We start from the raw sequence: 21149 nt of genomic DNA on the forward strand, positions 1-21149 counted from the left end.
CAATGACCGCTGGAGCGGCTCGTTCGTGCCCGACGCTCCCGGCCGCTATGTCTATGCTATCGAAGCCTGGACCGACGAGTTCGCCACCTGGCGGCATGGGTTTGAACTGAAGCAAAAGGCCGGCGCCGATCTCACCCTCGACGCCATCGAAGGCGCGGGCCTGCTGACCAAAGCGCAATCCGGTGGACAGGCCGCGGCGGCCTTGATCCTGCGGCAATGCGAGGATTTTCTGCAGACCGGCGAAGCCGCGCCGTTGCTGACCGATGAACTGAAAACCGCCATGGCGGAGAGCCAGTCGCGGCCCGATCTGACGAGGTCGCAGCTTTTTCCGTTCGTGGCCGACCGGCCGCGGGCGCGCTACGGCGCCTGGTACGAAATGGTGCCACGCAGCCAGGGCGTCCACCCCGGCCAGCACGGCACGTTCCAGGACTGCATCGCGCGGCTGCCCGACATCGCGGCAATGGGTTTCGACGTGGTCTATCTGACGCCGATCCACCCGATCGGCCAGGTCAACCGCAAGGGCCGCAACAATGCGGTGAAGGCGGCGGAAGGCGATCCCGGCAGCCCCTACGCCATCGGCTCGGCCGACGGCGGCCACGATGCGGTGCATCCGGAACTGGGCACGCTGGAGGATTTTCGCGGTTTCGTCGCGGCCTGCAAGCAACTGGACATGGAAGTCGCCCTCGACATCGCCGTGCAGTGTTCGCCCGACCATCCCTGGCTCAAGGACCATCCGCAATGGTTCAGGAAAAGGCCCGACGGATCGATGCGTTATGCGGAGAACCCGCCCAAGAAATACGAAGACATCGTCAATCCCGATTTCGCGTCCGAGGACGCCGGCGCGCTGTGGAACGCGTTGCGCGATGTCATCCTGTTCTGGATCGATCAGGGCGTCAGCATCTTCCGGGTCGACAATCCCCACACCAAGCCGTTCCCGTTCTGGGAATGGCTCATCCATGAGGTCCAGCTGCTGCATCCCGACGCGATCTTTCTCGCCGAAGCCTTTACGCGGCCGAAGCTGATGAAGGGCCTCGCCAAACTCGGCTTCACCCAGTCCTATACCTACTTCACCTGGCGAACCCAGAAGTGGGAGCTGGAGCAGTATCTGACCGAACTGACCGGCTATCCGGAGCGCGATTACTATCGCCCCAATTTCTTCGTCAATACGCCCGATATCCTGCCCTATCATCTGCAGGGCGGCGAGCCTTGGATGTTCAAGTCCCGCGCGGCGCTCGCCGCCACGCTTTCGAGCACCTACGGCGTCTACAGCGGGTTCGAACTGCTGGAACACGAGCCAATTCCCGGCAAGGAAGAATATCTCGATTCCGAAAAGTACGAGATCAAGGTGCGGGATTGGGACAAGCCCGGCAACATCAAGCCCTACCTCCGCGATCTCAACCGCGCGCGCCGCGACAACGCGGCGCTGCAGCAGATCAGCAATTTGAAATTTCTCCCAGTCGAGGACATCAACATCATCGCCTTCGTCAAGGAATCGGTCAACCAGACCAACAGCGTCATCACCGCCATCGCGCTGTCGCGCGACGTCCATGAATTCTGGCTGCCGCTCGGCGATGTCCAGGTCGGCATGCCCGGCGATCGCCGCAACGTCGCCGCGGTGGAGAACCTGATGACCGGCGAACGCTATCCGGTCGAATGGGGCGGCATCCGGCTGCGAATCGATCCGGCGCGCGATCCTGCCTTGCTCTTCCGCTGCCTGGCGTGAGGCGCGCCATGAACGTGATGTCATCGATCGATTCCAATGAACTCCCCGTCAAGGACGTGAACGACGAGCTGTGGTACAAGGACGCCATCATCTATCAGCTCCACGTCAAGGCCTTTGCCGACAGCAACAATGACGGCATCGGCGATTTCGCGGGGCTGACGGAAAAGCTCGGCTATCTGCAGGAACTCGGCGTCACCGCGCTCTGGCTGCTGCCGTTCTATCCCTCGCCCGGCCGCGACGACGGCTACGACATCGCGGACTACGGCGCGATCAATCCCGATTTCGGGACCATGAAGGATTTCAAGCGCTTCATCGCCGAGGCCAAGGCGCGCGGCCTGCGCGTCATCACCGAACTCGTCATCAATCACACTTCCGACCAGCACGACTGGTTCAAGCGGGCCCGCCGCAGCGATCCGAAATCGAGCGCCCGCAACTGGTATGTCTGGAGCGACACCGACCAGAAGTACCAGGGCACGCGGATCATCTTCACCGACACCGAGAAATCGAACTGGACCTGGGATCCGGAAGCCGGCCAGTTCTACTGGCACCGCTTCTTCTCGCACCAGCCGGACCTTAACTTCGACAACCCGCGCGTGGTCAGCGCGCTGGTGCAGGTGATGAAGCGATGGCTCGACACCGGCGTCGACGGCTTCCGTCTCGACGCCATTCCCTATCTTTGCGAGCGCGACGGCACCAACAACGAGAATCTGCCCGAGACCCACACGATCATCAAGAAACTGCGCGCCGAACTCGACGCCTATGCCAAGGGCAAGGTGCTGCTGGCGGAAGCCAACCAGTGGCCCGAGGACGTGCAGGAATATTTCGGCCGCGGCGACGAATGCCAGATGGCCTATCATTTCCCGCTGATGCCGCGGATCTACATGGCGATCGCCCAGGAGGATCGCTTTCCGATCACCGACATCCTGCGCCAGACCCCGGATATTCCGGCGAACTGCCAGTGGGCGCTGTTCCTGCGCAACCACGACGAACTGACGCTGGAAATGGTCACGGACGTCGAGCGCGACTATCTGTGGTCGACCTACGCCAACGATCCGCGCGCGCGCATCAATGTCGGCATCCGGCGGCGGCTGGCGCCGCTGATGGACAATGACCGGCGCAAGATCGAATTGATGAACTCGCTGCTGCTGTCGTTTCCCGGCACGCCGATCATCTATTACGGCGACGAGATCGGCATGGGCGACAATATTTATCTCGGCGACCGCAACGGCGTGCGTACGCCGATGCAATGGTCGCCGGACCGCAATGGCGGGTTCTCCCGTGCCGATCCCGCGCGGCTCTACGCGCCGACCATCATGGACCCGGTCTACGGCTACGAGTCGGTGAACGTGGAAGCGCAGTCTCGCAGCCTGTCCTCGCTGCTCAGCGCCACCAAGCGCCTGATCTCGGTGCGCAAATCCACCCTGGCGTTCGGCCGCGGCACCATGACCTTCATCCGTCCGGTCAACCGCTCGGTGCTGTGCTACATCCGCCAGTACCAGGACGAAGTCATTCTCTGCGTCGCCAATCTGTCGCGGTCCGCGCAGGCGACCGAACTCGATCTATCGGCCTGGAAGGGCCGCATTCCGCTGGAAATGCTGGGCCGTACCCGCTTCCCGGCGATCGGCGAACTGCCCTACATGATCACGCTGGCGCCGTACGGGTTCTACTGGTTCCAGCTCAAGGAGCGCGACAAGTCGGAGCCGGTCGAGCCGACCGTCGTTCCGGAATTCGAAACCCTGGTTGTGCCGCTCGGCGCCACCTGGATGTCGCTGGCCCGCACCCGCGGCGTGTTCGAGCGCGACGTGCTGCCGACCTATCTGGCGCGAACCCGCTGGTATCCGGAACGTTCGGCCCGGGAGATTCGCCCCAACGTGACGTCGGCGGTGCCGTTCTGCGATGTCGGCGACAACCGGCCCTGGCTGGCCTTTTTCGAGGCGACCACCGAGCACGGCGAGCGTTCGCGCTACGTGCTGCCGATGCAGATCGAATGGGTCCGCTTCGACCGCGAGCGCTACAATCCCCGCGCCTTTGCCGCGGTCCGCCAGGGCGCCCGCGAAGGCACGCTGCTGGACGTCGCCACCGATCAGATTTTCATCGCCTTGCTGCTGCACAATCTGCGCGAATCCCTTGTTGTCGATGAACTGGAAGGCATCCGTCTCGAATTCAGGCCGACCTCCAGGCTTCTCGAACAGCCCGTCAAGCCGCCGGTCCATATTCGCGCCGTCGAGACCGAGCAATCCAACTCCACGGCGCTGGTCGATGAAGACCACGTCGTCAAGATCTATCGAAAACTCGAGCCCGGCATCAATCCGGAGATCGAACTCGGCCGCTTCCTGACCGAAGTCGCGGGCTTCGCCAACACGCCGGCATTGCTCGGCAGCGTCGAACTGGTCGAGGGCGACAACACCAGCGCGATCGCCGTCGTCCACGCCTTCGTGCAAAATCAGGGCGATGCCTGGACCGTGACCGCGGCCTATCTCGACCGCTTCGTCGAGGAGCAGCGTCTGCTGGCGGCGAGCGAGCATCCCGGTGAGAGCGAAGAACAGATCCCCTATCTGCGCTACATGTCGCAGACCGGCCGGCGCGTGGCCGAGATGCATCTGGCGCTCGCCGGCAGCGGCGAACTGGCCGACTTCACGCCGGAACCGATCCGGCCCGAACATGTGCGACTTTGGGCCCAGGAAAGCATCGACCGCGCCGAGCGCGTCTGCGAGGCCTTGCAGCAGCGCCGGTCGACGGTTCGGGATTCCGATCGCGGGCTGGTCGATCAATTTCTGGCCGAGCGCACGAACCTGAAAAATCGCATCAACGCGCTGCTGCCGGAGGATATCGGCGGCCTCAACATCCGTCACCACGGCGACTTCCACCTCGGGCAGATGCTGATCGCCAAGGACGACATCTTCATCATCGACTTCGAGGGCGAGCCACGTCGCAGCCTGGCCGATCGCCGCCGCAAGGCTCCCGCCGCGCGCGACGTCGCCGGCCTTATCCGGTCGATCGACTATTCGGCGACCGCCGCGCTGGAGCGCGCGCTCAATCTGGCGCCCGACGAGCAGGGCAAGCTCAACGCGGCGCTGTCGGAATGGCGCGACCGGGCGTCCTCGGCATTCCTCGTCGCCTATCGCGAGACCATGACCAACCCGCTGCTGTGGCCCGCCGTACCGCAGGCGAGCGAACAGATCCTGAATTTCTTCCTGCTTGAAAAAGCCATCTATGAGATCGAGTACGAGATCGCGCACCGGCCCGACTGGCTGCGCGTCCCGCTGACCGGCGCGCTTCGTATCCTGTCTCAACAACCCAACGAGGCCTCATGACCAAATTGTCCGCCGAGGCCTATGCGATCGTCGAAGGCCGCCACTCCGACCCCTTCCACTATCTCGGCGTTCATGCCGAGGGGGAAACCAACGTCGTGCGTGCGTTCCTGCCCGAGGCCTCGAAGGTCGAAGCGGTCGGCGAACATGGCGAGACGGCGGAGCTTTCGCGCATCCATGATGCCGGACTGTTCGCGGGAGCGCTGCCGAACGGTTCGAAGCGCTACCAGCTGCGCGCCCGCTTCGGCGACACCGTGGTCGATCTCGACGATCCCTACCGCTTTCCGCCGGTGCTGACCGACTTCGACCTGTATCTGCTGGGCGAAGGTACCCATCAGCGCATCTACGACAAACTCGGCGCGCATCCGATGACGCTCGACGGCGTTCCCGGCGTTGCCTTCGTGGTGCTGGCCCCCAACGCCAAGCGGGTCAGCGTGGTCGGCGATTTCAATTTCTGGAATCCGCGGCGGCATCCGATGCGGGTACGCGGCATCGGCTATTGGGAGTTGTTCGTGCCGCACGCCGCCGCGGGCGATCATTACAAATTCGACATCATCGGTCCGCAGGGCCAGCAATTGCCGCTGAAATCCGACCCGATGGCGTTTGCCGCGGAAATCCGCCCGAGCAGCGCCTCGATCGTGTTCGACCAGGAAAGGCTGCCGCGTCCGCGCCCGGCGCCGGCCAACATCAATGCGCTGACGGCACCGATGTCGATCTACGAGGTCCATCTCGGATCGTGGCGGCGCAAGAACAACAATGAATGGTTGAGCTATCGCGAACTGGCCGAGCAGCTGCCGCAATACGTCAAGGATCTCGGCTTCACCCATGTCGAGTTCCTTCCCGTCAGCGAGCATCCGTTCGACGGCTCCTGGGGCTATCAGCCGACCGGCATGTACGCGCCGACCAGCCGGTTCGGCACGCCGGAGGACTTTGCAGCGCTGATCGACGCCTGCCATCGGGAAGGCATCGGCGTGCTGCTGGACTGGGTGCCCGGACATTTCCCCGACGATCCGCACGGCCTCGCCAATTTCGACGGCACCGCGCTCTATGAACACGCCAACCCGTTGCAGGGCCGCCATCTCGACTGGGGCACGCTGATCTACAATTACGGCCGTACCGAAGTCGTCAACTTCCTGGTGTCGAACGCCCTGTTCTGGCTGGAGCGTTACGCCATCGACGGCCTGCGTGTCGATGCGGTCGCCTCGATGCTGTATCTCGATTACAGCCGGCCCGCCGGCGGCTGGATTCCGAACAAGCATGGCGGCCGCGAAAATCTCGAGGCCGTCGATTTCCTGCGCCGCTTCAATACCGAGCTGTTTGCCCGCTTTCCGCAGGCCACCACGGCGGCGGAAGAATCGACCGCCTGGCCGCAGGTGTCGCGGCCGACCGAACATGGCGGGCTTGGCTTCGGCTACAAATGGAACATGGGCTGGATGCACGACACGCTGAATTACATCAGCAAGGATCCGATCCACCGCAAGCATCATCACGGCGACATCCTGTTCGGCCTGCACTACGCTTACTCGGAAAACTTCATCCTGCCGCTGTCGCATGACGAGGTCGTCCACGGCAAACGCTCGCTGCTGGGGCGGATGCCGGGCGACGACTGGCAGCGCTTCGCCAATCTGCGCGCCTATTACTCCTTCATGTTCGCCCATCCCGGCAAGAAGCTGATGTTCATGGGCTGCGAGTTCGGCCAGGAGCGGGAATGGAATCACGATCGCTCGCTGGACTGGCACCTGCTCGAGCAAAGCAAGCATGGCGGCATCCGCAACCTGATCCGCGACCTGAACAAGCTCTATGCGAGCCTGCCGGCGCTGCACCAGCTGGATTGCGATCAGGCCGGGTTCGAATGGGTGGTGACCGACGACGCCGCCGGCAACGTGTTCGGCTTCATCCGCAAGGGCGACGATGCCCGTGCGCGCTGTCTGGTCGTGATCAATTTTTCGCCGAACGTCTACCACAATTACCGTGTCCGCGTGCCGTTCGTCGGCAAATGGCGCGAGGTTTTCAATTCGGACTCCGCGCATTACGGCGGCAGCAATGTCGGGAATATCGGCGAGGTCCAGACGTTGGACGGCCTCGTGCCCGAACTCAGTCTCACGATTCCCCCGCTGGCCGCTATATTTCTCGTACCGGAAAGCTGACGCATGCGACTGTCTGCCGGAACGTCCTCACGCCTCGGTGCAAGCTGGGACGGCCGGGGCACCAACTTTGCGCTGTTCTCCGCCAATGCGCAAAAGGTCGAACTTTGCCTGTTCGACGGCCAGGGGCGTCGCGAACTCGAACGCATCGAACTGCCGGAGCGCACCGAGGACGTCTGGCACGGCTATCTGAACGACGTGTCGCCCGGCCAGCTCTATGGCTATCGCGTCCACGGTCCCTATGAGCCCGAGCACGGCCACCGTTTCAATGCCAACAAGCTGCTGATCGATCCCTATGCCCGACGGACGGCGGGCCGGCTGGTATGGAGCGACGCGCATTTCGCCTATCGCACCGGCAGCGCCCGCGAGGACCTGTCATTCGACCGCCGCGACAATGCGCGCGGCATGCCGAAGGCCGTCGTTGTCGACGAGACCTTCAACTGGGGCCGCCGCGAAATGCGCCCCAATATCCCCTGGGAAGACACCATCATCTACGAGGCCCACGTCAAGGGCCTGACCCAGAAGCGGGACGATGTGCCGCCCGGCCTGCGCGGCACCTATGGCGGGCTGTCGTCGCCGGCGATGATCGACCACCTCAAGCGGCTCGGCGTCACTACCGTCGAACTGCTCCCGATCCACGGTTTCGTCGATGACCGGACGCTGGTCGAAAAGAAGCTGGTGAACTACTGGGGCTACAACACGCTGTCGTTCTTCGCGCCGGAGGCGCGTTACGCGCAGGACAATCCGCTCGACGCCTTCCGCACCACGGTGGCGCGCCTGCACGACGCCGGCATCGAGGTTATGCTCGACGTCGTCTACAACCACACCGCCGAGGGCAACCATCTCGGCCCGACGCTGTCGTTCCGCGGTATCGACAACGCCTCCTACTACTGGCTGATGCCGGACAATCCGCGCTATTACGACGATTTCACCGGTTGCGGCAGTTCGGTCGATCTCACCCATCCGCGCGTGCTGCAGATGGTGATGGATTCGCTGCGCTACTGGGTCGAGGTCTGCCACGTCGATGGCTTCCGTTTCGATCTCGCGACCACGCTGGCGCGGGGGCCGAACGGGTACGACCGCAACGCTTCCTTCCTCACCGCGGTCCGCCAGGATCCGGTGCTGGCCTCGGTGAAACTGGTGGCGGAGCCGTGGGACCTCGGCATGGGCGGCTACCAGGTCGGCGCGTTTCCATCGCAATGGTCGGAGTGGAACGACCGCTATCGCAGCGCGATGCGGCGCTACTGGAGCGGCGAAGGCAGCCTGATCGGCGAAGTGTCGCGCCGCATGACCGGCTCGTCCGATCTGTTCAACCATGACGGCCGCAGCCAGCGCGCCGGCGTCAATCACATCACCGTCCATGACGGCTTCACGCTGGCGGACCTGTTCAGCTACAACGAGAAGCACAACGAAGCCAACGGCGAGGACAATCGCGACGGCTCCAGCGACAACCTCAGCAACAATTGCGGTCATGAAGGCCCGACCGACGATCCGGCGATCGTGGCGCTGCGCCGCCAGCTTCGGAGAAACCAGCTGGCTTGCCTGCTGCTGGCCCAGGGCCTGCCGCTGATCCTGGCCGGCGACGAGGTCGGCAACACCCAGAACGGCAACAACAACGCCTATTGCCAGGATAACGAGGTCGGCTGGGTCGGCTGGGAAGGCCTCGGCCGCGAAGGCGACGACCTCACCGGCTTCATCGGTCACATGACGGAATTGCGAAGGCGGTTTCCGCAGATCCGCGCGCGCCGCTGGCTCGACGGGCGGCGCGCCGATGGCTCGTACGGCGTGTTGTGGCTGACACCCGCCGCCGACGAGATGAAGGAAGCCGACTGGAATTTCCCGGAGGGCCGGTTTCTAGCCTATGTGCTGGGACCTGCCGGGGATGGACAGCAACCGATCTTCATCGTGCTGAACGCCGCCCCCGAGGAGATCGCATTCAAACTGCCGAAGATGCCGGAATACAGCAGCTGGCAGCAACTTTTGAACACCGCGGACGTTAGGCAGGAGATCGCGGACTTCGCGTCGGGAAGCGAGATGAAGGCATCTCCCCGCTCGGTCCTCGCTTTTGCAGGTTCGGCATGAATGAGCGTAAATTCGGCGCAAGGCTGACAACCGACGGCGCCTCCTTTCGGCTGTGGGCGCCGGCGGCGAAACGTGTCGACCTGCTGCTCGATCCACCCCGGCCGATGCAACGCGACGACGACGGCTGGTTTTCCGCCGACGTCGCCGGCGTAAGGGCAGGCGCGCGCTACAAATTCCGCATCGACGACGAGATCGACGTGCCCGATCCCGCCTCCGCCTTTCAGCCTGACGATATCCAGGGTCCGAGCGAGGTGATCGATCACGGCGCTTACCGCTGGCGCGCTTCGGACTGGCGCGGACGGCCCTGGCATGAGACCGTGCTGCTGGAAAGCCATGTCGGGACCTTCACGTCCGACGGCACCTACCGCGCCATGATCGATAAACTCGATCATCTGGTGGAGACCGGCATCACCGCGCTGGAGTTGATGCCGCTGTCGGATTTTTCCGGGTCGCGCAACTGGGGCTATGACGGCGTGCTGTGGTATGCGCCCGACGGCACCTATGGACGTCCTGACGATCTGAAAACGCTGATCGACGAGGCGCATTTGCGCGGGCTGATGGTGTTTCTGGATGTGGTCTACAACCACTTCGGGCCGGAAGGAAATTACATCGGCCGCTATGCGCCCGGCTTCTTCACCGAAGCGCAGACGCCCTGGGGCAGTGCGATCGACTATGGCGTGCCGGAGGTACGCGCCTTCGCCATCGGCAATGCACTGTACTGGCTGCGCGAATATCGTTTCGACGGCCTGCGGCTGGATGCCGTGCACGCGATCCTGCATCGCGGCGAAGTCTCGATGCTGCATGATCTCAGCTGCGCCGTCGGCCAACTCGCGGTCGAAACCGGCCGCCACATCCATCTGGTGCTGGAGAATGACGACAACATTGCAGGCGTACTGGATGCCGAGCAGGATCCGCACGGCGGCAGCTACCGCGGCCAGTGGAACGACGACTACCATCATGCCTGGCACGTGCTGCTGACCGGCGAACGCCACGGCTATTACACCGACTATGCGCAATCGCCGTTGCAGGATGTCGCGCGCGCGCTGGCATCCGGCTTCGTCTATCAAGGCGAACCCTCGCCGCACCGCGACGGGGCTTTGCGCGGCGAGCCCAGCGGCCACCTCACTCCGCTTGCCTTCGTCAATTTTGTCCAGAACCACGACCAGATCGGCAACCGCGCGCTCGGCGACCGGCTCGAAAGCCTTGCCGAGCCCACGGCGATCGAGGGCGCGCTGGCGATTCTGTTGCTGGCGCCGATGGTACCGATGCTGTTCATGGGCGAGGAATGGGGCTCGAAGGCGCCGTTCCCGTTCTTCTGCGATTTCGAAGGCGAACTCGCCGAGGCCGTGCGCCAGGGGCGGCGCCGGGAATTTGCCGGCGCCTATGCGGAACACGGCGACGACGTCCCCGATCCGCTCGAATCATCGACCGCGCAATCCGCGGTGCTGGACTGGGGCTCGCGCGACGGCGCAAGCGGACGCGCGCGGCTGAAGCTGGTGCGCGACCTGCTCGCGATACGCCGCGAAACGATCATCCCGCGGCTCGCCGGCGCGACGTTCGGCGAAGCGCATGCCGCGGACAACGGCTTGCTGACCGCGCACTGGCGGATGGGCGATGGCGCCATGCTCCGCCTTATGGCCAATCTGTCGAACGACGCGGTTCCCGGACCCGAAATCAAACCGGCCGGCGCGCCGCTCTGGGGCGGCGAGATCGCCGGCCCGCTGCCACCGTGGTCGGTGTTCTGGCGACTGGATTCGCGATGATGACCGCTGCCATACCGATCGCGACCTACCGCCTGCAGCTCACCGCCGATTTCGACTTCGACGCCGCTGCCACCGTCATTCCCTATCTGAAGGCGCTCGGCATCAGCCATCTCTATGCCTCCCCCTTCATGAAGGCGCGCAAGGGCTCTACCCACGGCTACGACATCGTCGATCACACCAAGCTCAATCCGGAGCTCGGCGGCGACGCCGGCTTCGCGCGGTTGAGCGAGGCGCTGCGGCGGCACGACATCGGCCTGATCCTCGATTTCGTGCCCAACCATGTCGGCGTACATTTCGCCGACAACCCGTGGTGGCTCGACGTGCTGGAATGGGGTCCGGCCTCTCCGCACGCCGTCTCGTTCGATATCGACTGGGACCAGCTGCCCTACCGCGCCCGCGGCGGCGTGCTGCTGCCGGTGATCGGCTCGTCCTACGGGCAGGCGCTGGAAGGCGGCGAGATCGAGCTGCGCTACGACCCGGACGAGGGCAGTTTCTCCGCCTGGTATTTCGAACACCGGCTGCCGATCGCGCCCGAGCGCTACAGCGAGATTCTGCGCAACGTCGTGAAGGAAGCCGGGGCCGACGACAGCGCGCCGGGGAAAGGCATTCTTGCACTGGCGGCACGCTACAAGGGATTGCGGCATCCCAACCGCAAGGAAGCGCCCGCCTTCAAGGCCGAGCTGAAAGGCATCGACGGCGGCGCGGACATCATCGCGCGCGGGCTGGACGCCTACCGCGCGGGTCCGGACCGGCCGGCGCAGATTCTGGCGCTGCATCATCTATTGGAGCGCCAGCACTACAAGCTCGGCCACTGGCGGCTGGCCTCCAGCGACATCAACTACCGGCGCTTCTTCGACGTCAATACGCTGGCCGGGCTGCGCGTCGAAGACACCGAGACGTTCGAGGCGATACACCGGCTGGTCAAGCAACTGATCGCGGACGGACGGTTGCAGGGCCTGCGGCTCGACCACATCGACGGGCTGCGCGATCCCGTACAATATTTCCAGCGCCTGCGGCGCCTGATCCGCGACGCCCAGGGCGAGCATGCCAAGCCGTTCTACCTCGTGATCGAGAAGATTCTCGGCGAAGGCGAGAAGCTGCATTCCTTCTCCGGCGTGCACGGCACCACGGGCTATGAGTGGATGAATGTCATCACCCAGGCGCTGGTCGACGGCAACGGCCTCGACCCGCTCGACGAGATATGGCGGCAGATCAGCAATACCTCGCCGAAACTGGAGCCGCTCCTGAAGGACGCCAAGCGGCGGGTGCTCGAAACCCTGCTGGCCAGCGAATTCACGGTGCTGACGCGGCTGCTGGCGCGGATCGCCGGCGGGCACTATTCCACCCGCGACTATTCCGCCGACAGCCTGCGGCAGGCGTTCGAACTCTACGTGCTGCATTTCCCGGTCTACCGCACCTATCTGACGTCGGCCGCGCCATCGCCGCACGACCGCGCGCTGATTGCGGCGACCATTGAAAAGGCACGCGCCGACTGGTTCGCCGCCGATGACGGCATCTTCGATTTCCTCCGCGACGCGCTGACCATGGACCTGCTCAAGCCGGGCGGGCCCGCGCATGGCGCGCCGCGGGTGCGCCGCTTCGCCCTGAAGGTGCAGCAGTTCACCGGACCGCTGATGGCGAAGTCGCTGGAGGACACCGCGTTCTACCGCTACCACCGCCTGCTCGCGCTCAACGAGGTCGGCGGCGATCCATCGGCCAAGGCGCTTTCGGTCGATAGCTTTCACGAGATGATGCGGATCCGCGCCAGCGAGTGGCCGCACGGCATGACGGCGACCGCGACGCACGACACCAAGCGCGGCGAGGACGCCCGCGCGCGAATCATGTCGCTGGCCGAAATTCCCGGCGAATGGACCAGCTCGGTCGGACGCTGGAAGGTTTTGAACGCGCCGCATCTGGTGATCGAGGGCGAGATGCGGGCGCCGTCGGTGGCGTTCGAATACATGCTGTACCAGGCGCTGCTCGGCGCATGGCCGGTGGACGAAGCCGACGCGACATTCGCGGAGCGGATGCAGGCCTATGCGCTGAAGGCGGCGCGCGAGGGTAAACAGGAAACCAGCTGGCTCAATCCCAACCAGGCCTATGAAACGGGATTGCGGACCTTCATCGGGCGGATCCTCGACCCCGCCGTCTCGGCCGAATTCCTGGATTCGATCGCAACCCTGGCCAGGCGCGTCGCCCTGCTGGGGGCGCTGAATTCCCTGAGCCAGATCACCCTGAAGGCGACGATGCCCGGCGTGCCGGATTTCTATCAGGGCACGGAATTCTGGGATCTGTCGCTGGTCGATCCCGACAACCGGCGGCCGGTGGATTTTGCGGCGCGCGCCGCGTTGCTGCCCGCTCTGGAAAATCCGGATTGGGCCGGGCTCGCGCAGCATTGGCCGGACGCCCATATCAAGCTGGCCTGGACCCGCCGGCTCCTCAAGCTGCGGAGCGAACTTGCCGATCTGTTCGCGCATGGCGATTATCAGCCGCTCGAGGTCAGGGGTCCGCATCGCGACCATGTCATCGCCTTCGCGCGGCGCCGCGGCCATGACGCCGTCATCGTTGTGGTTGCCAAATCGTTCGCCGCTTTCTCGCAGGGCGGTCGCAGCTGGCCGCGCGCGCAGGCTTTTGATGCTGCGGTCGATCTGAAGGGTTATTCCGTGGAAGGCTTGGCCGGCGAGACAACCGAGGCCCCGCTATCCCTGCTGTTCCAGCACCTGCCGGTCGCGGTGATGAAAGCAGGATTTCAGGGAGTCTCGAAGCCGGCGCGAAAACGGCTTCGTGGAGAGGTATCCTGAACGCGGAAGGCCGCCCGGGATCGACGGCCGGACGGCCTTGCGGATGTTGTGCCGACCATGGTCGGTTCCCTTCTCCCGCAAGATTGAATTCTGCGCAGATCCGGTTACCGACAAGTTTATGAAAACAGGCCGCGACAAGTTCTTTGATGGTGCGCTGCGGCAACCGCAATGCATCATCCCTTTTTGTCGAGCAGTAGCGTGCCGCGTTTCCTGATGGCGATCTGGGCGGCTTCGGCAAAACGCTGCAGCAGCCAGGGCAAGGTCACTTCCAGCCTGACATGATCGTCGGCGACATCGAGATGACCTGACGCCGCCTGCCCGAGCGCGCGGATGCGGAAGATCATGCGATCCTGCTCCCACTTCTCCTCATCGACTTTCAGCACCGGCACACTCGACGCGGCCCGCGTCAGCCCCGTCTTGAGGCGGCGGGCTGCTTCTTCGCGGCCGAGGCGATGCGGGATCGAAACCACCAGCGGTGCAGACATTTTCAGGCTCTCCAGCTCACTGAACGCATGTAATTCCACATCGTTCGAATGGAAGGGCGAGCCGATTTTGCGTGTTTCAAATGTGGAACTTTATGAGTTCCCGTTTGTTTTTTCGGCTGAAGGCAGAGCAACAGTGCCCACTGCCGGGCTGAGGAGACACAACATGTCAATCGGTACGATCATTCTCATTATTCTCGTTATTGCCTTGCTCGGCGGTTTCAGCGGCATCGGTGGCGGCCCGTTCTACGGCACCGGCTATTACGGCGGCGGCGGCCTCGGCCTCATCATCGTCGTCCTGCTGATCCTGCTTCTGCTCGGGAAGCTCTGAGCTATTCTCGTCATTCCGGGGCGCGAGTGAAACTCGCGAACCCGGAATCCAGAGATTCCTGACATGAGATGCCGGGGTGCGCTGCGCGCGCCCCGGAATGACGCTTCTAGACCTTCTCCGCCAGTTTCTTCATGGCGGCCTTGATCGATGACGCGGCGGCGTCATAGCCGTTCCAGGCCTTTGTTTTCGCCAGCAGTCCCGGCACCGTACGCACCGTGTAGCGTTTCGGATCGAGATCACCGCGCACCTGCGCCCAGGTCAGCGGCATCGAGACGGTGGCGCCGGCGCGCGCCCGCGGCGAAAGCACCGCCACGGCGGTGGCCGTGCGATCGTTGCGCAGATAATCGAGAAAAATCTTTCCCTTGCGCAGCTTCTTCGACATGTTGAGCAAATAGCGCTCGGGCTCTTCGTTCGCCATCCACTGGCAGACACCCTGCGCGAAGGCTTTTGCCTCTTTCCACGTCACCTTATCCCTGGCGCCGTAAGCCAGCGGCGTCACCACATGCAGTCCCTTGCCGCCGGTGGTCTTGCAGAAGCTCTCGAGGCCAAGGGCCGCGAGATGCTGCCGCATTTGTTTGGCGGTCTCGATCACCTCCGAAAATTCAACCTCCGGCGCGGGATCGAGATCGAACACCAGCCGTCCCGGGACGTCGGGCGCATCCGGCGCGCAATTCCACGGGTGCAATTCCAGGCCACCGAGTTGAGCCACTGCCGCGAGACCCTCGACCCGGTCGATCTGCAGATAGGGCTTGCGGTCGCCGGAGACCTTGACCAGTTCCAGTAGGTTCGACGTCCCCGGCATCGCATGGCGCTGGAAAAAGGTTTCGCCGCCGATGCCGTCGGGGGCGCGAACCACCGAGCACGGCCGCCCCTTCAGATGGCCGATCATCCAGCCGCCAACCGCCTCGAAGTACCGGCCGAGATCGAGCTTGGTCACGCCCTCGCCGTCGCCGGCATCCGGCCACAGCTCCTTTTCGGGCTTTGAAATGACGACGCCCATCACCTCGGCGGATTTCGTCGCGGCGGACGCCGGACGTGCCTTCGCCTTGCCGGCTTTGGCCCCGGCTTTCCCGGCCGGCCGGGCGATTCCGGTCATGGCCGGCTTCTCCGCCTCCACCTCATCGGCCGGCTTGTCCTGACGCAGCCCTTTGAACGATGCCTGCCGTATGTTGCCGTCGCCGGTGAAGCCGGCGAACTCGATTTCGGCGACGAGGTCCGGCTTCAGCCAATGCACGTCGCGGGTCTTCCTCGGCGCATTCTTGCCGCCGAACGGACTCTGGTCCGAAGCCGCCGCCTTCAGTTCCGGCATGATTCGCCGCACCGTGTCCTGGCCGAAACCGGTGCCGACCATGCCGACGAAGGCGAGATGATCGCCACGATGGACGCCGGCCATCAGCGAACGGAATTTGCCGTTGGTGGTTTTCCAACCGCCCAGCACCACTTCATGTCCGGCCCGGCATTTTGCCTTGGTCCAGTTATCGGAGCGGCCGGAGCGATAGGGGGCGTCGAGTTTCTTGGAGACGATGCCTTCCAGCGACAGCTTGCAGGCCGACTGCAGGATGGCGTCGCCGCCGCTCTCGAAATGCTCGACATAGCGGATCTGACTGCTCTTGCCTTTCCGGGCCTCCAGCAGCTTCTTCAGGTGCGCTTTTCGCTCGATGAGCGGCAGCGCGCGGAGATCCTCGCCGCCGGCAAACAGCAGGTCGAATGCAAAGAAGATGAGATCGTCGGTCTTGCCGTCCGAGATGGCCGCTTGCAGCGTGGAAAATTCGGGTGCGCCATTGTGGTCGAGCGCCACGATCTCGCCGTCGATCAGGGCATCGGGCAGGGCACTGCCCGCCTCCGCGATGGCCTTGAACTTGTCGCTCCAGTCCAGCCCCTTGCGGGTCATCAGCGCGGCCTCGCCGCCCTCGACCCGCAATTGAACGCGGTAGCCGTCGAACTTGATCTCGTGGCACCAGCCCTCGCCGTTGGGCGGGCGGTCGACCAGGGTACAGAGCTGCGGCGCGACAAACTCCGGTATCGCGGCTTTCCTGCCCTTGGCGGATTTCGCCGACGACAATGCCTTAGCGGGTCGCGACGCCGCTTTCCTGTTCGTCGCGCGTGCCTCGGCGGCATCGCCCCGGTTGGAATTCCATACCGCGTCGGCCTTGCCGCGGCCGGCCTTCGCCAGCATGAACGGTTTTGGCGCCCTGCCCTTGCCGGCGGCGATCTGGTCCATCGATCGGCCCGAAGCGACCGATCGATCGGCCTCGAGGATGTTGTTGGCCTTGCCTTCCCTGGCGAAATCGTCGCGATGCTTGATCAACAGCCAGTTGGTGCGCTTGCCGCCATTGCGGTCGTGGCGCATCCGCACCAGCACCCAGCTGCCATGGAGCTTTTCGCCTTCCAGCGTGAATTTCAGGTCGCCCTTCCTGAAGCCACGCTCGGGATCGTCGGAATCCCAGTAGCCGCGATCCCAAAGCTGAACGGTGCCGCCGCCATACTGGTCGTTCGGAATGGTCCCTTCGAAATCGCCGTAATCGAGCGGATGGTCTTCCACCTCCACCGCCAGCCGCTTGTCGTGCGGATCGAGCGAGGGACCTTTGGTCACGGCCCAGGATTTGAAGACGCCGTCGAACTCCAGCCGCAGGTCGTAATGCAGCCGGGTGGCGTCATGCTTCTGGATGACGAAACGCCGGCGCTTCGACGGCGAGACCCCGGCATCTCCCGAGGGCTCCGCGGTCTTCTCGAAATCCCGCATCTTGCGATAGGTCGACAAATTCCTCAGTGACACGATCAAATCCCACGCAACGCGGTTACACCCTCGCACAACCTTAGAGCCTGGAACCAAAACCCTCAATTGCCGTTGAAGTTCCCGAATGCTTTTGCGCGAATTTTCCCGCACACATAACGGGTTGGAGAGAACATGGCCCCGCCTCGCGCCTACTGGAAAGGCTCCCTGAAGCTTTCTCTCGTGTCATGCCCGGTCCTGCTCTATCCGGCCTCGACGTCATCTGAGAAGACCCGCTTTCACATGATCAACAGGGAAACCGGCAACCGGCTAAAGCAGCAGATGGTCGACGCCGAGACCGGCGACATCGTCGAAAGCGAGCAGAAGGGTCGCGGCTACGAGTTGAAAAAGGGCGAGTATGTCGAGATCGAAAAGAAGGAGCTGGAGGCGGTCCAGATCGACAGCAACCACACCATCGACATCGACAGTTTCGTGCCTCGGGACGAGATCGACAAGCGCTATCTCAACAATCCCTATTACATCGCGCCGGACGGCAAGGCGGGTGCCGACGCGTTTGCGGTGATCCGCGACGCCATGAAGGACCAGGACCGCGTCGCGCTGGCGCGCATCGTATTGACCAACCGCGAGCACATCATCGCGATCGAACCGCTCGGCAAGGGGCTGCTCGGCACCACGCTGCGCTATCCCTACGAACTGCGCGACGAGGCTGACTATTTCGAGGACATCAAGACTCCGAAGATATCGAAGGACATGATCGAACTGGCGAGCCACATCCTCGACAGCAAGGCCGCGCATTTCGATCCATCGAAGTTCAAGGACGAATATGAAACTGCGTTGAAGTCGCTGGTGAAACGCAAGGCCGCCGGCAAGCCGGTCAAGGTCGCCGAGCCCGGGGAGAAGCGGGACAACGTCATCAACCTGATGGACGCGCTGAAGCAGAGCCTGAAGGGCGGCAAGGGATCGGCGAAACCGGGCCGCCATGCCCCGACGCGCCGGGCGGCGCCCCGCCGCACGGCCAAGAAAGCGCACCGTTCTACGGCGCGGGCGCGCAAGACCGGATAACAACTCGCCGATGCTGGGATTTTCCGCTCGCAACGACGAAGTCGCGATTCCCGCTACTTCTTTCCGGCCTTCGTCTTGCGCTTCTTCGCGGTCTTCTTCGCCGTCTTGCGTTTCTTGGCGGCCTTCTTCGGGACCTTCTTGCCTTCCGCCCGCGCCTCGGAGAGACCGATCGCGATTGCCTGCTTGCGGCTCTTGACCTTCTTGCCAGAGCGGCCGCTCTTCAGCATCCCGGCCTTGCGCTTCTTCAGCGCGCGAGCGACCTTGGCGGAGGCCTTCTTCGAATATTTTCGAGCCATGTCGATTCTCCCGGTTGCTGAAAGCAATGGGCGCGGCGGACGAAAGTTCCATCTGCCGACTAACGGCTTGACAGTGATGGTACTGCGCTTTTCATGGGGTGCGGCGCAGTAACAATTTGGCTTCGGGGCCTCGTGCCTCGCCCGGGGGGGGGCTTGCAATGCTTTATCGAATAGCCAGGCCCGTCAAGTATATCGGTTTGGGATTCGCGGTGATCGCCGTGCTTGCGCTCGCAATTGCCCCATTTTCGACACGGCTGGTTGAACAGTGGTCGCGCAGCGATGTGGAGGCCCGTTCGCGCCTCGTTTACAAGGCCATTCAAAACTCGATGGTGCGGGCGATCGCGGACGGCGATACGTCCCGGCTGGCGGCCATTTTCGAAAATGTCGCCCTGGATGACAGGATTCTGGCGGTCGCCCTTTGCGACGAATCGGGCCGACTGATCAATCCCACCAAGCTGATGCCGGCGACATTCTCCTGCGACAAGGTTGCGCGATCGGAAGCCGAGAGCTTCTCCACCATCTTCAACGACGGACGGCGTATCCTCGTCGGCACCTTCCCGATCGTGGAGCGCAATCAGAAGGCCTATCTGCTCGTCCTCCACGATCTCAGCTTCATCGATACCCGTTCGGGCGAAGCCCATGGCTTTGTGGTCGCTGCCCTGGCCGGAATAGCCATCGCCATCGCCGGCGTCGCCGCGGTGTTCGTCGTCGTGATGCTGCGCGGCTGGATGACGTCATTGCGCCGCGCCGTCGAGGAGGTTCGATCCGGCGCCGTCTTGTCGCCGCAGGCGCGCGACCGATCCGCGATCGATCATCAGATCAAGAAGCTGCTGGGAGAAATCGAGATCGGTCGTGAAACCATCACGTCAAGACAGATCGACTGGTCGCCAGCCGCGCTGCAGGAACTGTTGCGCAAGACATTGCCCGATGTCGAGGTGCTCGTCATTTCCAACCGCGAGCCCTATATCCACAATCGGGAGAACGGCGAGATTTCGCTGCAGACACCGGCCAGCGGCCTGGTGTCGGCGCTCGAGCCGGTGATTCGGGCCTGCGGCGGCACCTGGATCGCGCATGGCAGCGGCAATGCCGACCGGGAGACGGTCGACCATGACGACAAGATCCGTGTCCCGCCAGACGCGCCTTCCTACACGTTGCGGCGAATCTGGATTTCGGATGAGGAGCAGGACGGCTACTACTACGGTTTTGCCAATGAAGGCCTCTGGCCGTTGTGCCACATTGCGTTCGTGCGGCCGCAGTTTCGCGAAGCCGACTGGCGGCAGTATGAGGCAATCAACCAGCGATTCGCCGAGGCCGTGGTCCAGGAGGCCCGGACCCCGGATCCGATCGTTCTGGTCCAGGACTACCATTTCGCCCTAGCGCCCCGGATGATCCGGCAGCGTCTGCCGCGGGCCACGATCATCACGTTCTGGCATATCCCGTGGCCCAACGCGGAGACATTCAGCATCTGCCCCTGGAAGGAGCGCATCATCGACGGGCTGCTGGGCAGCACGATCCTGGGATTTCACACCCAGTTCCATTGCAACAATTTCTTCGAGACGGTCGACCGCTTCGTCGAAAGCCGCATCGATCGGGAGCATGCAACGGTCACCTCGGGCGGCCATGAGACGATGGTGAGGGCCTACCCGATTTCAATCGAATGGCCGCCGAAGGCGCTCGCCGGCCAGCCCTCGATAGACCTGTGCCGCTCCCAGGTGCGCGAATCGCTCGGGCTCGCGGCGGACGTCAAGCTTGCGGTCGGGATCGAGCGCTTCGACTACACCAAGGGGATTCTCGATCGCATGAAGGCGGTGGACGACCTGCTGACGCGCGATCCCGCCTGGAAACGCCGATTCACGTTTCTCCAGGTGGCGGCCCCGACCCGGAGCAAGCTTGCGAGCTACAGTACATTGCAGAGCGAGGCCGTGGCGCTGGCCGGGGACATCAATGCGCGGCACGGCGACGATTCATGGCAACCGGTCGTTCTGCTGATCCGGCATCACGAGGCCGCCGATGTTTTCAGGCTGTTCAGGGCGGCCGACGTCTGCATCGTCAGCAGCCTGCACGACGGCATGAACCTGGTCGCCAAGGAATTCGTAGCGGCGCGCGACGACGAGAAGGGAGTTCTGGTGCTGTCCAGTTTCACCGGAGCCTCGCGCGAATTGTCCGAGGCGCTGATCGTCAATCCGTACAACACCCACGAGATGTCGGCGGCGCTGGACACCGCACTTCGAATGCCCGGCCACGAGCAACAGGAACGCATGCGGCTGATGCGCCAGCAGGTCCGCGAATGGAACGTCTACCGCTGGGCCGGGCGAATGCTGATCGACGCGAAAGCGAGCCGGCAGCGCCTGCGGATACTCGATATCAGCGAGGCTAACCAGGTTCGCTAGGAAACGCCGTCAAAAGAACAAGAGCCCTTC

Annotated in this window: 11 protein-coding genes and 1 pseudogene; 9 read left to right on the top strand and 3 right to left on the bottom strand. The window is 63.6% G+C overall.

What is annotated here, in order from left to right:
• The 6 genes from Q8R73_RS16005 to treY all read left to right on the top strand — a co-directional run.
• The coding region (locus Q8R73_RS16005; protein ID WP_305720525.1) for an alpha-1,4-glucan--maltose-1-phosphate maltosyltransferase at nt 1-1723 on the top strand (1723 nt) is incomplete at its 5' end.
• An 8-nt stretch (nt 1724-1731) separates the two neighbouring features.
• Nucleotides 1732-5037, top strand: coding sequence for a maltose alpha-D-glucosyltransferase (gene treS, locus Q8R73_RS16010; RefSeq protein WP_305720526.1), 3306 nt, complete (start codon nt 1732-1734; stop codon nt 5035-5037).
• Complete coding sequence (gene glgB, locus Q8R73_RS16015) at nt 5034-7181, top strand: 1,4-alpha-glucan branching protein GlgB (protein ID WP_305720527.1); 2148 nt, start codon at nt 5034-5036, stop codon at nt 7179-7181. The genes treS and glgB overlap by 4 nt, the downstream gene beginning before the upstream one ends.
• 3 nt (nt 7182-7184) lie before the next feature.
• Nucleotides 7185-9260: a glycogen debranching protein GlgX gene (gene glgX / locus Q8R73_RS16020; RefSeq protein ID WP_305720528.1), complete on the top strand. Its 2076-nt coding sequence runs from the start codon at nt 7185-7187 to the stop codon at nt 9258-9260.
• Nucleotides 9257-11023 carry a malto-oligosyltrehalose trehalohydrolase gene (treZ, locus tag Q8R73_RS16025; RefSeq protein WP_305720529.1) on the top strand — a complete coding sequence of 589 codons (1767 nt, stop codon included), beginning with the start codon at nt 9257-9259 and terminating at the stop codon, nt 11021-11023. Before glgX ends, treZ begins: the two co-directional genes overlap by 4 nt.
• Nucleotides 11023-13824 carry a malto-oligosyltrehalose synthase gene (gene treY, locus Q8R73_RS16030; protein ID WP_305720578.1) on the top strand — a complete coding sequence of 934 codons (2802 nt, stop codon included), beginning with the start codon at nt 11023-11025 and terminating at the stop codon, nt 13822-13824. The genes treZ and treY overlap by 1 nt, the downstream gene beginning before the upstream one ends.
• A gap of 173 nt (nt 13825-13997) precedes the next feature.
• On the opposite strand, the gene Q8R73_RS16035 is transcribed toward treY, so the two are convergent.
• Nucleotides 13998-14309 (bottom strand): polyhydroxyalkanoic acid system family protein, encoded by a 312-nt coding sequence (locus Q8R73_RS16035; protein WP_305720530.1) that lies wholly within the window; start codon nt 14307-14309, stop codon nt 13998-14000.
• 163 nt (nt 14310-14472) lie between these two features.
• On the opposite strand from Q8R73_RS16035, the gene Q8R73_RS16040 reads away from it, so the two are divergent.
• A complete protein-coding gene (locus tag Q8R73_RS16040) occupies nt 14473-14637 on the top strand; it encodes a DUF3309 family protein (RefSeq protein WP_305720531.1) in 165 nt (54 codons plus the stop codon).
• Between the two features lie 106 nt (nt 14638-14743).
• Here the strand turns inward: Q8R73_RS16040 and ligD are convergent, their stop codons facing one another.
• The gene (ligD, locus tag Q8R73_RS16045; RefSeq protein ID WP_371126111.1) at nt 14744-17380 is read right to left on the bottom strand and encodes a DNA ligase D; all 2637 of its coding nucleotides are present in this window, start codon (nt 17378-17380) and stop codon (nt 14744-14746) included.
• A 165-nt stretch (nt 17381-17545) separates the two neighbouring features.
• On the opposite strand from ligD, the gene Q8R73_RS16050 reads away from it, so the two are divergent.
• Entirely contained in the window at nt 17546-18433 is an 888-nt protein-coding gene (locus tag Q8R73_RS16050) for a Ku protein (protein ID WP_305720533.1), read from the top strand.
• 56 nt (nt 18434-18489) lie between these two features.
• Here the strand turns inward: Q8R73_RS16050 and Q8R73_RS16055 are convergent.
• Nucleotides 18490-18729: pseudogene (locus tag Q8R73_RS16055) on the bottom strand (DUF6496 domain-containing protein); the annotation flags it as partial.
• Between the two features lie 158 nt (nt 18730-18887).
• On the opposite strand from Q8R73_RS16055, the gene Q8R73_RS16060 reads away from it, so the two are divergent.
• Nucleotides 18888-21119: a trehalose-6-phosphate synthase gene (locus Q8R73_RS16060; protein ID WP_305720535.1), complete on the top strand. Its 2232-nt coding sequence runs from the start codon at nt 18888-18890 to the stop codon at nt 21117-21119.
• Nucleotides 21120-21149 lie beyond the last annotated feature (30 nt).

The organism is Bradyrhizobium sp. (assembly GCF_030697065.1).
Lineage (GTDB): Bacteria > Pseudomonadota > Alphaproteobacteria > Rhizobiales > Xanthobacteraceae > Bradyrhizobium.